We start from the raw sequence: 13,750 nt of genomic DNA on the forward strand, positions 1-13,750 counted from the left end.
GCGCCCGGCCTTTTGAAACAGCGCGATGTCCAGGGAGCACGCCGATAATGACCGACATCGAACATTTTGCCGCGACGGTGGACGAAGCCGCCCGGACCGCCACCGCCATTCCCCAGTTCGGAGCAAGCTTGAGCGAGGCCGACGCCTATGCCGTTCAGGCTGCCTCCATCAACCGGCGCCTCAGCCGTGGCGAGCGCCGCATCGGCATGAAGCTGGGCTTCACCAGCCGCGCCAAGATGGTGCAGATGGGCGTGAGCGACCTGATCTGGGGCCGCCTCACCGACCGGATGCTGGTCGAGGAAGGCGCCCCGCTCGACCTCAAGCGCTTCATCCATCCGCGCGTAGAGCCGGAAATCGCCTTCCTCATCCGCAAGCCCCTGTCCGGCGTGGTCTCGATGCTACAGGCGCAGGACGCGATCGAAGCCGTCGCGCCCGCGATGGAGATCATCGACTCCCGCTATCGCGACTTCAAGTTCAGCCTGGGCGACGTCGTCGCGGACAACGCCTCCTCCTCGGGCCTGGTGGTGGGGCCGTGGCGGCGCGCCACGCAGGACATCGCCAATCTGGGGATAGTGATGCAGTTTGACGGACTGCCGGTCCAGATTGGCTCCAGCGCGGCCATCCTCGGCCATCCGCTCCGGGCGCTGGTGTCGGCGGCGCGCCTGGTGGCTGACGCGGGCGAGGAACTCAGCCCCGGCGACATCGTGCTGGCCGGTTCCGCGACCAATGCGGAGCCGCTGCGGCCCGGACTGCATGTCCGCCTCGACGTCCAGGCGCTCGGCGCCGCCGAATTCACGGTGGCGGCATGACGGAGGCAAAAGGCATCGTCGCCGGGAAAGCGAAGCCGCGTGGCCGCTTTCCCCACATCCGCCGCGCCGGCGATCTCTTGTTCGTGTCCGGAACGAGTTCGCGCCTGCCGGACAACAGCTTCGCGGGCGCCAAGGTCGACCCCATGGGCGTCACCGATCTCGACATCCGCGTGCAGACCCGCGCCGTGATCGAGAATATCCGCGACATCCTGCGCAGCGAAGGAGCCGATCTGCGCGATCTGGTGGAGGTCGGCTGCTTCCTCGTGAACATGAACGATTTCGGCAGCTTCAATGAGGTCTGGTCGGAATATTTCGATGAGACCGGCCCCACCCGCACCACGGTTGCCGTCCACCAGCTTCCCCACCCCCTCCTCCTTGTCGAAATGAAAGCGGTGGCCCATGCCCCGCGGAAAGGCCGCCAATGACCACGCCCGCCCAACAGGAAATCATCGTCCGCACTTATTTGAAGGCGATGGAGGCGGGCGACCTGGACGCCACCCTCGCCTGCTTCGATCCGGAAGGGGTCGTCCACTCGCCGGTCTATGGCGAGGTTCCGGTCGCGCCATTCTACCGCAAGCTGTTCGACGACACGATCAGCGCCAGCGTCCGCATCCACACCATCTACGCCGCCGCCGGTGACGCGGCGGGGCGCTGGGCCGCGCATTTCGCCTATGAATGGGTGCGCAAGGACGATGTCAGGATCGACACCGACCTTGTCGACCTGTTCGAGTTCAGCGGTACATCAGGCTTGATCAAAAGCCTGAAGATCATCTTCGATCGTTAGCGTTACGCATGCAACCGCCCAGATGCAGGACCATGGTCAACTTCCGTCGATGATCCAGAGATGCTATGATTTGCAGTCGAGTATTTCCGTGTATCCAGTCACATGTCCGTTACTGCGATGCATGACTTCAACCCCCGCATTTTCCATTAATCCACGCCGCAAGGAGTTATAATGCAACCGAATAATGAGAACCACGCCGCAGCGGCGGACTCGGCGCTGCACATTCGGCACAACATCGCCTTGTATCACCGCGACCATATGCGGTTCAATGCGACGCTGCTGCTGGAGATCGCCGCGGACATCAGCCGCGAGGCAAACCGGCTCAAGGTCTTTGGCGACTATTGGCAGCGGGAGGCGGAGCCGCTGGCGACGGCTCCCTTCGACACCTCTCATCCGCGCAGCACCGCCGCCGGTTGCGGCGACCTCAGTCCGCTGAGTGCCGTCGCGGGTGCAGGCATCCTCTTCATGGAAGGTCTGGGCGAGCCGGAAGAAATCCGGGTGCTGAAGGAGAAGCTGAGGTACCGGGGCGAGCAGTTCGTGGACAAGGGGCAGTGGCTGGTCGACATCATGGCGGTCATCTGGAAGCAGGATCTGGAGCTGCTCGATCCCGCCACCGTCGCCGCATGGCCATGGGTATCCGTGATCTCCAACACCTGGCGCGGCGCGAAGCAAAGGCTGACGGCGGGAAAGCTGCTTCTCACAGCGCGCGATTATCTGGAGAAGGTGGACTTCACGCCGGCCGCGATCCGCAAGAACCGCGCCGCATCGGGCAAGCTGCTCCTCTCCGCCGCATGGGCGATGGACGCGGCCGCCACGCTCTTCTGCGAGAACACCTCCAGCCTGACCTATGACGATCCCGAGATGATCAGATACCTGACCTTCTTCGAAAACGCCGCTTCCCGCTGATCCCCGCATTTACGGAGTATTCCATGTCAACGACAACCGATCTCAGGATCTATTCGAGGCAGCTTCTGCAGGCCGCGCAGCAGCTCGATGCCCTGATCGACCAGGTGGCGGCCCCTGCCCTGACCACCGACGAAATCGCCGCCGTCGCCGCCCATTCGCAAACGCTGCTGGAAGGGCTGACCGCAACGCGCTCGGGCCTGCAGTCGGCGGGCAAGGACGGGCTGGAGGCGGCGCTCGATCCCGCCAAGGTAAGGCGCGCAATGGCCGCTTCGATCGCGGAGCTTCCCCTGGAACCGGCGCTGTACGCGCTGCAGGCGGTGGCCCCGCTTGTCGAGAAAGCGAAGGCGCAACAGTCGGACCACGGGGTTCTGTCGGTGCCGTTGTGCCTGGCCTATCGTCACTGCGTTGAAGCGCTTCGGCCGCTGGCCGCGGCAATCGATCCGCAAGATCTTGTCCAGGCTCGTTGAGGACATCATGACCAACCAGAAATTCACCAAGACGAACGTCAATCACAACAAGGGCTGGGCCCGCGACCTGTTCAGCGACGTTTCCATCGTCGAGGCCGCAGCGGGGGCGAAGTTCCTTTTCCTCTCGGGCGTCTCCGCCGAGGACCCCGAAGCCACCGAGCTTCACGCGGTGACGATCCTGGGCGATGGCGACTTCCGCAAGCAGACGCACATTGCTTTCGGAAAGATCAAGTCCATGCTGGCCGCGCATGGCGCCACCCTTGCCGATGTCGTGCGCATGACGGCCTATGTCACCGATCGGGCCAATATCTGGACTTATTTCGAAGTCCAGGGGGAAGAGCTCGACGGCGCCCCTCGCCCACCTCACACCTTCCTGGAAGTCTCCTCGCTGGCGGTTCCTGAAATGCTTGTGGAGATCGAAGTAACCGCGATGATCGGCACCCAAAGCTGAACGGGTCTGGAGCGTTTCCGCATTGAGCGAACGAACCGCCGTTTCTGATCGACTCCGCCCCGTCTCAAACGGGGTCGGAGTCGATTTTTTATGCACGATCATGAGGCTGCGCCGAGACGCCGCCCTGCCGCCGGGCGTCGTTCGGGCCTGAAGACGCCGCCGACATGTGCATGATCATCGACAGATGACGCCCACGGTCTTTTCAATGGCCTGAAAATCCATTATTATTCAACGCTATAGCGGACGAATCCGCATCAACCATCTATGGACCCGCAACGGCGCCGGGGCAATCCGCCGTTCCGGGAAGGAGGTTCAACACAGGCGGCACGGGGCCGCTCAACAACAGGGGTCGTACCATGCGCATTTTCTCTCTACGCCCGCTTGCGGGCGTCTTGTTCGCGTGCGTGCTCATATTCTGCCTCAGCGAGTGGGGCCTGTCCCTCACCGCCGAAACTGAAAGAAGCGCTGCGCCCCCGCGCGCGGCGAAAGACCGGCCGGGCGTCGCCGCCATCCTCACCAACGGCTTTTTCGGCAAGGCGGCGAACCCGTCGCCGCAAATCGACTTCTCGCGACCGTCACCCAGTCCCTGGACCACGGCCCTGGACAGCAGCAATCCCGCCGCGCTGCTTCCCGCGACGGCAAATATGGGCCGGACCGGCAGCCCCGTCTGGGGCGCAACCGGGCAAATGGCGCTGACCAGCACCATGCTCTCGCTCGCCGCCACGTCCACCGCGCAGGCGGGCGATTTCGCCAATTTCGACTTCGCCGGCGGCACCCGCTATCCGGAACTGGCGACGGCGTCGGTCGGCCCCGCCTTCTACCGTCCCGGATCGACCGTCGCCTATGTGCCGATCTCGCTCGACCGGCCGACGCCCAACACCGTGATCGCGCGCGTGATGACGGAGGATGGGCCGGGCCTTGTCAGGGGCGTGGCGGGCGTCAACTATCAAAGCATCTACAAGGCGGTGATCTTCCGTCCGGGCGACCCGCTGACCAAGACCGTCTCGGTGCCGATCCTGCTGGGCGTGCCGCAGGCGGACTTCATCGTCCGCTTCGTCGAGGCGCCCTGGGGCGGCAAGATGGGCACGGACCGCGCCTTCGTGCAATGCGATTTCCAGCAGCCGCCAACCGCGGAACAGACCGAAGGCCGCGAACCACGCAGCTTCCAGCCTTCGGGCACGCTTCAGTGGAAGATGAGCCGCGAAACCATGAAATGGTCGGACGCCGGGCATGACAAGGCCTGGTCGACCAAGCTGCCCAATGGCCGTTCGCAGCCCGGCAATCAGGAAACCGGCATCTATCTCGACGGCTGGGTCTACCGCGACTATGGCATAGAAGCGCCGCTCCGCTACACGGACGAGGGGCTGGTCATGCACACGCAGAAGCTGACGGCACCCATAACCTGGGACGGCGTGCCCTATAATTACGGTTCGGTCGTGCTGAGCGGTCACAACACCCGGCCGCTGCAGATCGGCTATGGCCAATATGAATTCACCGCGAAGATGCCGAACCGGCGCGGGTCCTGGCCCGCCTTCTGGCTGATCTCAACCGCCGGTTGGCCGCCGGAGATCGACATATACGAAGGCTTCGGCTTCGAAAGCTGGTGGGATTTCGACCGCTACACCGCCAATACGCTGCATGGCGGCGCGAACATCACCCGGACATTTCAGCAGGGCATCTTCATGAACACCGACGAAATCTACGGCATCGGCGGATTCACTTCGGGCTTCCACAGTTTCGCGGTGGACATTCAGTCCGACTACATCACCTGGTTCATTGACGGGAAGGAGACCTATCAGGCGGTCAATCCCTTCGCCGGTTTCCGCTGGTATCCAATCATGGACGTCGCGGTGAAGACCAGCGGCGACTATATGGACGGCTCCGGCGACATGATCGTCAAGGACGTCAAAGTCTATTCGAACTATAGACCGGGCATGAAAATATATTGATTTCGAGTTGGTTGATGGGTATGATTGACCATGGAAACAGACGCCCGGAAATTGAGCGCATCAGCGCTTCACGAGCTTCGCCGGCAGGTGATCCGCCTTCACAAGTCGGGCCACAAGGTGATGCGGATTGTCGAGCTGACGGGCCTTTCGTGGCCGGCAGTTCGCAAAGCGATCGACAACTATGAAGCGGAAGGCAGCAAGGGTCTTAAGCCCAAGGAGCGTGGCCGGTCCCAAGGTGACGGACGGAGCCTGAGTCCAGAGCAGGAGTTGCACATTCGCCGGCTGATCAGCGAAAAGCGTCCCGAACAACTGAAGATGGAATTTGCGCTGTGGACCCGCGGCGCGGTGATGGAATTGATCGCGCGGGAATGTGGCATTCCCCTGAAAATCCGAGCGGTTGGGAATTATCTCAAGCGGTGGGGGTTCACACCGCAAAAGCCGATCCGTCGCGCCTATGAGCAAAACCCTCAGGCCGTGAGGGCCTGGCTGGAGACGAGTTATCCTGCGATCGAAAAGCGGGCAAAGGCCGAGGACGGCGAAATCCACTGGGGGGACGAGACCGCAGTCGTCAACACGGACGTGCGCGGTCGATCTTATGCTCCAAAGGGAGAAACTCCAGTGGCCTACGCGCCTGGGAGCCGTGCCAAGTTGTCGATGATCTCAACGGTCACCAATCAGGGCAAGACGCGCTGGATGATCATCGAGGACAACTTTGGCGCCGAACGGCTGATCGAGTTTCTCGAAGCCCTGATCAAGGACGCTGATCGCAAGATATTCCTGATCCTCGACAATCTTCGGGCCCACCACTCAAAACTGGTCAAAGCATGGCTCGAAACGCGCAAGGACAAAATCGAGATCTTCTATCTCCCCAGCTACTCGCCCGAATTGAACCCGGACGAGCGGCTCAATGCCAGCCTGAAGCATGCCATCAGCACCACCGTGCCGGAGAAAACCAAGGCCAAACTCAAAGCCGCGGCCCAAAACCACATGACTGGCCTCGCAAATTCTCCAGAAAAAGTCCGCGCTTTCTTCAGAGACCCCCGTTGCAAATATGCAGCCTAACTATCAACGTGCCGGATCAATAGGGTGCGTGGGCATTCAGCCCATGGCGGGCTGCAAATCGCGGCTTTCTGCGCTTCGGGTGCTCACGACCTTCATGGTCGCTGCGCGCCGGTTCTCGAAATCCATGATTTTCGTCTCACCCTGAACTGAATGCCCACACACCCTAATGCACCGTGCTCCTGCCTGCGTAGGAGCACGGCATCATTAAAAAGGCGAACCCTAAAAACCAATCGGGTCGAGAAGGTCGATCGCGACGGAACCCTGGGCGGGCGTCCGCACCTTGAACTTATATCCTTCCTGCCCCGCCTTGGCGAACAGGGTCGCGAGCCCATGCTTGTCCGCATCCCATGCGGGCGGCGCGGGCTTGTGCTTCGCCAGCTTCTCCGCCCTGGTCGCCGCCCGCTCCTTTTCCCGCAGCGCGTCGATGGCATCGACTTCGCCGGTCAGGTGGATGGTGTAGCGGTCCGTCTTCGGCCGGGCGTGGATCAGCATCTCGAACGTCTCGCGATCGGGGTTTTCATATTTGCCGCTGGCCGAAGCGACATAATGATCCGCCGTCACCGCCTTGAAGAAACCGCTCGCCGTGTTCCGGTCGCTGCCATGATGCTGCATCTTCAGGATGTCGACATGCAGCTTGCCGTTGTCGAGCAGCCCCGCATTGTCCAGACCATCAAGCATATAGTCGCCCCGCGCATCGCCGGTCAGCAGCATCGTCTTGCCCTTGTAGCCAGCCAGAATGACAATGCTGGACAGGTTCGGCACGGACTCGTCGACATAGGCAGCGAACGACGCGGCTGGCCCCTTCGGCAATTCCGCCGCGAACTTCTGCCGCAGTGCGTCGATCTGCGCGGGCAGCGGCCCCACGATATGCAGGCTCAGCCCGCTGCCGAAATCCACCGGATCGGCCGGATCGCTGCCCGGCTGGACCAGCCCGGCAAATCCCTGATTGGTCGGAATGCCCAGCAGTTCCGCATCGCTCCGCAGCTGCGCGCCCTGCCCCACGCTGGCGAAGATCTTCAACGCCGCGTGCCGATCCTCGTCATCGCCGTCCATTTCCGCGATTTCCGGGAAAGTCTGCGCGCCAAAGGAGGACAGGATGGAGGCGCGCACATCCTTGGGACTGCCCCCCGCGATCCGCTCGAAACTATTGTGCCAAAGCTGCCGGACGGGCCAGGCCCAGGGGCGATGATCGGTCTTGGCGTCGCGCCATTCCTCGGTGAAGTCGATGACCCCGCGAATATGATCGTCATCGATATGGCTGACGATCAGCAGGTCGATCGCAAAGGCGCCGCCCGGCCGGTTCTGCTGGAGCTGCTTGAGCCGAGGCTTCAGCGACTGGCCATAGACCTGCGAAGGCCCGCCGTCGATCAGGATCGTCCCCGGCGACCCCGCAGGGCCGAAATGCAGCAGCAGGCAATCGCCATGCCGTGCGGCCAGCGGTTCCAGCGTGAAATGCTCCATCATCATCTCTCCTAATAGGATTGAAGGGCACGCAGAATGTCGAGCAGGCCATGGCCCTGAAAGACGCGCTCCCGGCCAAGGTCGGTGGCGCTTTCGCACAGTAATTGCTTGATGCGACGCGGCTGGCCGATCAGTTCAGGGAAGCGCCCCATCAGGATCGCGGCGGCGGCGCTGACATGCGGCGCGGCCTGGCTGGTGCCGTCGAGCGGACCGTAATCGTCGCCGGGGATGGTACTGCGGATGCGCTCGCCCGGCGCGACCAGATCGGGCTTCAATCGTCCGTCGCCGGTCGGCCCCCGGCTGGAGAAATAGGAGACGCCATAATTATGCGGCTCGCGCTTGTGCGTCGACCCGACGGTGATCACTGATTCCGCATTGCCGGGGTCAGTGATGCTGAGCGTGGCATAGCCGTTATAGACCCCCTTGGCGGTTTCGAAGCCATGATAGCCGTTATTGCCCGCCGCCGCGACGACCGTGACCCCCGCCCCCACCAGCCTTTCGCATTCGTCACAGATCGGCGTGCGCCCGCAGGCGTAATTTTCCACTGCATGGGGGATGGAGAGGCTCAGATTGACGCCATGCACCGCGATATGTTCGTTCCGGCCGTTCAGATAGCGGACGAATTGCAGCGCGCTGATCACCGCGAATTCGGCCTGCTTGAGTTCCTCGTCTGGATCGCCCGCCGCCGGAACGAGGATGCGCAGGTCCATCAGCCGGATATTGGGGCACAGGCCGGCAACGATCGCCTCCCCATCGTCGCCGCGCCAATTGGCGCCGATGATCCCGGCGACATGGGTGCCGTGCCCGTCCTGGGGTCGCGGCGGCGTCTGGAGGCGGATCAGCGGCTCGATCGACGACCAGTCCATATTGTCGGTTTCCAGCGCGCGGTGGATCGCCGTCAGCAGCACGACGCCCTGCTCCATCGTCAGCCCAGCCCGGTCGCAGCAGCGCGCAAGCTCGGGATTCTGCCTCGGATTGCGCCGATAGGCAGCGTTGATCAGCGGGCGCAGGCTCGCCAGATCATAGCTGCCCACGACGCGCCGAACGCCGCCGTCGTTGAAGGCGGCATGGTTCGCGTCGATGCCGGAATCGATCACCGCCCAGATGATGTCGCTGCAATCGACCTCGAACACCCGCGCCGCCGCATCGGCCTTCACCGTGCTGCGCGACTGGCTGTCCGACAGATCAAGCGGCCGGTTCATGGACACGCGCCATATGCCCTTTGCCGGAGGAGCGCTCATGATCAGGGCCGCCATGTCGCCAACGGCAAAGCCCTCCACCAGATCCTCCGCATGGGCGATGGCCTGCTCCGCGAAAGCGTCGCCCGGATCGGCTGCTGCTGGTGCGCTCAGCCGCTCGCCCTCTACCGCTATGGCGCCGATGAGGAAGGCGATGCGGGCAACCTCGAACGCCGCCATGGCGGGACGCGGCCCTCGGGCGCGGGGCCCCGGCCGATCACGCGACAGGATGTCGGCCAGCCATCCGGCCTGCATATTGCCGTCAATCGCGAGCTGGACGGCATCCTTCGCCCATTGGGTGCGCGGCAATATCAGCCTGCAAAATTCCTCGAAGGTCAGCCGCATCGCGACGAACCCGCGCAGGGCGGCGGGAACCGCCTCGACCAGAGTGTCGTCGCCATGCGCGTCGAGCATCTCCCGCAGCAGGCGGTTGGCCGAATCCGTGTTGAGCGGCGTGATCAGCAGATCATGGCGGGCGTCCGGCGCCGCCGCATAGGCATACCAGACTTCGGGCAGGATCGGCGTATCCTGCGTGAAGCGCTGGCGCTCCCCCATGCCGAACAGGAGCGAATTGACCTCAGCCGGTGTCAAGGACGTAGCCCCCTTCTACGTTCGGAACGCCATTTATTATAGCGATGTCATAGCGTTCGCAAATGTCATTCTGGCGTCGGCGCCATCAGAACTGGTCGAAAATGGACCCCATGCGTGGACTGAAAAGCCGGTCATAGGCCTTGAGCAAAGCGCCGTCGGTCATCCCCGCAATATAGTCGCAGATCACCCTCGGCACCTCCTCCCCCGCCCGGACCAGCGCCAGTTGATCGGCGGGCAGCAAAGTCTCCGGCTCTGACGCCAGAGCCTCGAAGACCGAAACCACCATCTTCTGTCCCTTGAATTCCAGTTGCTGTACCCCCGCGCTCTGGATCACGGCCTGATAGATGGCGTCTTTGAGCGCGCCCAGGAACCGCGCCGGGCCTTCCTGCATCCCGGCCCGGTAGCGGATCAGCGGCTCCTCAAATTCCTCCAGCGTCTCGATCCGGCAATGGGTGACCAGATGATGGACCATCCGGCTGATGCAGCGCTTGCGTTCGCCGCCCTCCCCGAACAGCATCTCCACCAGCCGCTCATAGACATTATTCTCCGACTCGCCGGGATATTTCCGCTTCAGATGGACAAGGAAGGAGGCGCATTCCTCCTCCGGCACCAGCGATCGGAAAGCCTCCTCGCTGATCAGGCGCAGCGCCAGCGCATCCTCCAGATCATGGACGCCGAAGCCTATATCGTCGGCCACGTCCATGATGCTGCAATCGAAGGATTTGTGAATGGCCTTATGGTGCTTGCCGCTTTGCGGGCGCAGCGCGGTGAACCCCTCCCGGTCGGCGCTCGACAAGGGCGCCAATATCCATTGCACCGCCTGCCGCTCCGTATCGAGATAGCATTTGGGCGGCTTGGACGCGGCGCGGTCGATGATGCGGATGGCGGTGGGCCTGTCGTTCAGCCGGGGCGCGCAGGCGGGATTATAGGCCTGGGAAAAGGGAACCGGATATTTGAGGACGCCCAGCAGCGTCCGCCGCATCAGATTGGCCCCCGCCCCTGCCGAATATTTTTCCAGCCGGGACAGGATGCGCAGGGTCTGGCCATTGCCCTCGAACCCGCCCGCCTGCCGCATGCAATAATTCAGCGCGACCTCCCCGCCATGGCCGAAGGGCGGATGGCCCAGATCATGGGTGATGCCGATCGCCTGGATCAAGCTGTGGCCGGGCAGATGGGGAATGGCGGGATGGTCCGCGAAATCCTGCCGGAACTGGCGCGCGATGCCGCCCGCGATCTGCGCGACCTCCAGCGAATGGGTCAGCCGCGTGCGGTAGAAATCGCTGTCCCCCAGGTTGAGGATCTGGGTCTTGCCCTGCAGGCGGCGGAAGGATGCCGAATGGATGACCCGCGCATAGTCGACATCCGCCTCGTCGCGGGCATCCTCGCTCTGCGCTTGCCAATTTTCCTGCCGGTCGTACCAGCTCATCCGGGTTGTTCTCCGACGAATCTTAAGGTCGCCCTGTCGTGGATTCGGGCATAGCCTGAACCTGTTCCCCTGTCTCGGAAAACGGATTCATTATTCGGTGGCGGTGCCGCTTCGCATCTCAATTTCCCCTTATTTGCCAATTTGAAGGATTTATGCCACATCTGCCCCAAACAAGCTTCAACATCGCGCGCGAGGGCAGGAATGAACGCAGTGGTAACCCAGATCGGGGATCTGGCGGAGGCCGGCGAAAAGATGGTCGAACGCCTGCGCCGCAAGGCTTTTCTGCCGGATAGCCGCAAGGAACTCAACATCCGCTTCGGCATTGCCGAGGCGGCGCAACTGCTTGGCTGCTCGACGAATCGGATTCGCATGGCGGAGGAGGATGGCCGCCTGCCCCCTGCCCCGCCAACCGAAAATGGCCGCCGCCCCGGTTACAAGGTGGAAGAGCTGCTGAACATGCGGCAGGTGCTGGGCGCTTCGCCCGAACGCGCCCCGATGGACGTGCCCGCGATCATCGCGGTGCAGAATTTCAAGGGCGGCGTCGGCAAGTCGACCGTCACCACCCATCTCGCTCATTATTTCGCGGTCCAGGGCTATCGCGTGCTGGTGGTCGACTGCGACAGCCAGGCGACGACCACCACGCTGTTCGGCTTCAACCCGCATTTCAACATCCAGCGGGAAGAGACGCTCTACCCCTATCTGTCGATCGACCCGACACAGGTCGACCTGCTCTATGCGGTCAAGCACACCGCCTGGCCCAATGTCGACCTGATCCCGTCCAATCTGGAACTGTTCGACGTGGAATATGAGCTGGCGGCGGCGGGCAGCGACGGCGGCTCCGTGCTGGCGGCGCGATTCCGCAAGCTGAAACAGGGGTTGATGGATCTGGCGCGCCATTATGACGTGGTGCTGCTCGACCCGCCGCCAGCGCTGGGCACGATCAGCCTTGCGGTGATGCAGGCGGCCAATGCGCTGCTGGTGCCGCTGGCCGCGACCACGCCCGATTTCTGCTCCACCGTCCAGTTCCTGTCGATGATGGATCAGGTGATCGGCCAGCTCCAGCAGGCGGGGATCGAGGTCGACTATCATTTCGTGCGGCTGCTCTGCTCGAAATTCGACAGCAACGATCCCAGCCATTCGATGGTCCGCGCCATCATGGAACAGAGCTTCGGCCCTGCCCTCCTTCCCATCCCGATCCTTGACAGCGCGGAGATCAGCCATGCGGCGCTGCGCATGATGACGGTCTATGAGCTGGAAAAGCCGATCGGCACGCCGCGCACGCACAAGCGCTGCCGCGCCAATCTGGACGAAGCCATGGGCCAGATCGAGGCGCTGGTGCGCCAGGGCTGGGGCCGCGTCGCCCCAGCGCGGGAGGAGGACATTGTCAATGCGGCGTAAAACCCTCTCCCCCACGCATGTGTTCACAAAATGTTCCCTAATTGCGGAGGGGGAATATCATGGCGCGTAAGCAATCGGATTATCTGGCGGCCCTCCTGTCCGACGAAGCGGAGGCGGCGCCGCCCGTCGCGGCCGAGCCGGAGGAAGCCAGGACGCCCGCTCCACCCCTCTCGCCAGCCCCGGCCGCACCGCGCCAGGAACGCGCCCGCGGCACGACGCTGCTAGGCCGCGAATCCGCCCTTGCCCGTCTCGCCTCGGGGGAGGTGCGGCAGGTCACGCAATTGCTGCTCGATCCGGCCAAGGTGCGCATCTGGACGGGCAATGCCCGTCACTATGCCCATCTCAACGAGGAGAATTGCCGGGAACTGATCGACTCGATCATCGCGGAGGGCGGGCAGAAAGTGCCCGCCGTGGTCCGCCGGATCGAGGATGATCCCGATCACGACTATGAAGTGATCGCCGGCACCCGCCGCCACTGGTCGATCAGTTGGCTGCGCGCCAACAGCTATTCCGACATGATGTTCGTGGCGCAGGTCGCCCAGCTCGACGATGAAGCGGCCTTTCGTCTGGCCGACCTCGAAAACCGCGCGCGCAAGGACGTGTCGGACCTGGAACGCGCGCGCAACTATGCCGACGCGCTCAAGGCCCATTATGGCAGCCATCTGACCCGCATGGCCGAACGGCTGAAGCTCTCCAAGGGCTGGCTCAGCAAGATGATCAAGGTCGCGGGGATAGAGGATAGGATCATCGACGCCTTCGCCTCCCCGGCAGACGTGCAGTTGAAGCCTGCCTATGCCTTGGCCCAGGCTCTGGACGATCCGAAGGCGGCGCCTGCGATCAACGCGGAAGCGGGCCGCCTCGCCTCCGAGCAACGTGCCCTGCGGACCGCGGGCGCTTCCTCGATTCCCGCCGCCGAAGTGCTGAAGCGGCTGCTCGACGCGCCACGCGTCGCGCAAGCCGCGCCCAAGGAAGAACCCTTCACCTGGAGCACCCGTTATGGCCGCCCGGCGTTGACGGTGCAGTCGGTCAACCGACAGGGCGTCACCATCCGGTTCCATGCAGGCTCAGGCGCGGACATGGAAACGCTCGCCACGGCATTGCGCGACACGCTGGAACATCTCGAACGGCAAGGCATGGGGCTTCAGCGCTGATGGAATATGGGGGGCAGGGTGGATATGCAGGGGAAACGGGATGCCCGGCCGGGCTGA

Annotated in this window: 13 protein-coding genes; 10 read left to right on the top strand and 3 right to left on the bottom strand. The window is 63.2% G+C overall.

Annotated elements, in window-relative coordinates:
* The first annotated feature begins 47 nt into the window (after positions 1 to 47).
* The 8 genes from HUK72_RS20820 to HUK72_RS20855 all read left to right on the top strand — a co-directional run bounded on the left by HUK72_RS20820 (position 48) and on the right by HUK72_RS20855 (position 6,428).
* A complete protein-coding gene (locus tag HUK72_RS20820; RefSeq protein WP_176598505.1) occupies positions 48 to 809 on the top strand; it encodes a 2-keto-4-pentenoate hydratase in 762 nt (253 codons plus the stop codon).
* Positions 806 to 1,234 (top strand): RidA family protein, encoded by a 429-nt coding sequence (locus tag HUK72_RS20825; protein ID WP_176598506.1) that lies wholly within the window; start codon positions 806 to 808, stop codon positions 1,232 to 1,234. The genes HUK72_RS20820 and HUK72_RS20825 overlap by 4 nt, the downstream gene beginning before the upstream one ends.
* On the top strand, positions 1,231 to 1,593 hold the full coding sequence (locus HUK72_RS20830) for a nuclear transport factor 2 family protein (RefSeq protein WP_176598507.1): 363 nt from the start codon (positions 1,231 to 1,233) through the stop codon (positions 1,591 to 1,593). Before HUK72_RS20825 ends, HUK72_RS20830 begins: the two co-directional genes overlap by 4 nt.
* Positions 1,594 to 1,764: 171 nt before the next feature.
* A complete protein-coding gene (locus HUK72_RS20835; RefSeq protein ID WP_176598508.1) occupies positions 1,765 to 2,499 on the top strand; it encodes a hypothetical protein in 735 nt (244 codons plus the stop codon).
* A 23-nt stretch (positions 2,500 to 2,522) separates the two neighbouring features.
* Positions 2,523 to 2,966, top strand: coding sequence for a hypothetical protein (locus HUK72_RS20840; protein ID WP_176598509.1), 444 nt, complete (start codon positions 2,523 to 2,525; stop codon positions 2,964 to 2,966).
* 7 nt (positions 2,967 to 2,973) lie between these two features.
* Positions 2,974 to 3,417 (top strand): RidA family protein, encoded by a 444-nt coding sequence (locus tag HUK72_RS20845; protein ID WP_176598510.1) that lies wholly within the window; start codon positions 2,974 to 2,976, stop codon positions 3,415 to 3,417.
* Between the two features lie 356 nt (positions 3,418 to 3,773).
* Positions 3,774 to 5,366 (top strand): family 16 glycosylhydrolase, encoded by a 1,593-nt coding sequence (locus HUK72_RS20850; protein ID WP_176598511.1) that lies wholly within the window; start codon positions 3,774 to 3,776, stop codon positions 5,364 to 5,366.
* Between the two features lie 30 nt (positions 5,367 to 5,396).
* The gene (locus HUK72_RS20855; protein WP_176596472.1) at positions 5,397 to 6,428 is read left to right on the top strand and encodes an IS630 family transposase; all 1,032 of its coding nucleotides are present in this window, start codon (positions 5,397 to 5,399) and stop codon (positions 6,426 to 6,428) included.
* Between the two features lie 219 nt (positions 6,429 to 6,647).
* Here the strand turns inward: HUK72_RS20855 and HUK72_RS20860 are convergent, their stop codons facing one another.
* The 3 genes from HUK72_RS20860 to HUK72_RS20870 all read right to left on the bottom strand — a co-directional run bounded on the left by HUK72_RS20860 (position 6,648) and on the right by HUK72_RS20870 (position 11,144).
* Complete coding sequence (locus HUK72_RS20860) at positions 6,648 to 7,895, bottom strand: MBL fold metallo-hydrolase (protein ID WP_218036193.1); 1,248 nt, start codon at positions 7,893 to 7,895, stop codon at positions 6,648 to 6,650.
* A 5-nt stretch (positions 7,896 to 7,900) separates the two neighbouring features.
* Positions 7,901 to 9,718, bottom strand: coding sequence for a S8 family serine peptidase (locus tag HUK72_RS20865; RefSeq protein ID WP_176598513.1), 1,818 nt, complete (start codon positions 9,716 to 9,718; stop codon positions 7,901 to 7,903).
* A gap of 85 nt (positions 9,719 to 9,803) precedes the next feature.
* Entirely contained in the window at positions 9,804 to 11,144 is a 1,341-nt protein-coding gene (locus tag HUK72_RS20870; protein WP_176598514.1) for an anti-phage deoxyguanosine triphosphatase, read from the bottom strand.
* A gap of 201 nt (positions 11,145 to 11,345) precedes the next feature.
* On the opposite strand from HUK72_RS20870, the gene HUK72_RS20875 reads away from it, so the two are divergent.
* Positions 11,346 to 12,542, top strand: a complete 1,197-nt coding sequence (locus tag HUK72_RS20875; RefSeq protein WP_066563674.1) for an AAA family ATPase — start codon at positions 11,346 to 11,348, stop codon at positions 12,540 to 12,542.
* A 59-nt stretch (positions 12,543 to 12,601) separates the two neighbouring features.
* Entirely contained in the window at positions 12,602 to 13,693 is a 1,092-nt protein-coding gene (locus HUK72_RS20880; protein ID WP_176598515.1) for a ParB/RepB/Spo0J family partition protein, read from the top strand.
* The last annotated feature ends 57 nt before the right edge of the window (positions 13,694 to 13,750 follow it).

The organism is Sphingobium sp. 15-1 (assembly GCF_013375535.1).
GTDB lineage: Bacteria > Pseudomonadota > Alphaproteobacteria > Sphingomonadales > Sphingomonadaceae > Sphingobium > Sphingobium aromaticivastans.

Bases quoted from the DNA above. Each gene is read 5' to 3' on its own strand.
- HUK72_RS20820 (WP_176598505.1), top strand. From the start codon at position 48: ATGACCGACATCGAACATTTTGCCGCGACGGTGGACGAAGCCGCCCGG.
- HUK72_RS20825 (WP_176598506.1), top strand. From the start codon at position 806: ATGACGGAGGCAAAAGGCATCGTCGCCGGGAAAGCGAAGCCGCGTGGC.
- HUK72_RS20830 (WP_176598507.1), top strand. From the start codon at position 1,231: ATGACCACGCCCGCCCAACAGGAAATCATCGTCCGCACTTATTTGAAG.
- HUK72_RS20835 (WP_176598508.1), top strand. From the start codon at position 1,765: ATGCAACCGAATAATGAGAACCACGCCGCAGCGGCGGACTCGGCGCTG.
- HUK72_RS20840 (WP_176598509.1), top strand. From the start codon at position 2,523: ATGTCAACGACAACCGATCTCAGGATCTATTCGAGGCAGCTTCTGCAG.
- HUK72_RS20845 (WP_176598510.1), top strand. From the start codon at position 2,974: ATGACCAACCAGAAATTCACCAAGACGAACGTCAATCACAACAAGGGC.
- HUK72_RS20850 (WP_176598511.1), top strand. From the start codon at position 3,774: ATGCGCATTTTCTCTCTACGCCCGCTTGCGGGCGTCTTGTTCGCGTGC.
- HUK72_RS20855 (WP_176596472.1), top strand. From the start codon at position 5,397: ATGGAAACAGACGCCCGGAAATTGAGCGCATCAGCGCTTCACGAGCTT.
- HUK72_RS20860 (WP_218036193.1), bottom strand. From the start codon at position 7,895: ATGATGATGGAGCATTTCACGCTGGAACCGCTGGCCGCACGGCATGGC.
- HUK72_RS20870 (WP_176598514.1), bottom strand. From the start codon at position 11,144: ATGAGCTGGTACGACCGGCAGGAAAATTGGCAAGCGCAGAGCGAGGAT.
- HUK72_RS20875 (WP_066563674.1), top strand. From the start codon at position 11,346: ATGAACGCAGTGGTAACCCAGATCGGGGATCTGGCGGAGGCCGGCGAA.
- HUK72_RS20880 (WP_176598515.1), top strand. From the start codon at position 12,602: ATGGCGCGTAAGCAATCGGATTATCTGGCGGCCCTCCTGTCCGACGAA.